Origin of the sequence: Dichelobacter nodosus, assembly GCF_001263335.1 — a bacterium.
Taxonomy (GTDB): Bacteria; Pseudomonadota; Gammaproteobacteria; order Cardiobacteriales; family Cardiobacteriaceae; genus Dichelobacter; species Dichelobacter nodosus.
The window spans coordinates 1-304 of sequence record NZ_LGVW01000035.1 but is presented as its reverse complement, the minus strand read 5'-3'; the positions used below and the strand labels follow the sequence as shown (position 1 = coordinate 304).

At 43.1% G+C, this 304-nt stretch carries 1 protein-coding gene; it reads left to right on the top strand.

The genetic code is table 11. From position 1 onward, the window contains the following. The coding region (locus AKG33_RS07420; protein WP_161802475.1) for a hypothetical protein at positions 1 to 304 on the top strand (304 nt) is incomplete at both ends.

Genomic DNA, 304 nt, shown 5'->3' with positions numbered 1-304 from the left:
GGAATTTAAAGTCAGCATAGATGGAACCGTAGGAAAAGATGAAGAGATCGTCTTAAAAGTAAACGATGCTGTGAAATCCGACATTACGAAAGAAGACTTCACGAAGATCGTAGTGAAAGATGCATCGGGAGCCACGTTGAAAGAATACGTTGGCGCAGACGAGATAGAAAATTTCCTGACGAACGGATATCAAGCGACCGTAGCGAAAGGTGATTACGGCACCGGAAAAGAACAGTTCGCGGTAGAATTTACCGTTGCTGACGATGATAAGTACGAACGCATAGAAAGCGTGAAACTGAAAATT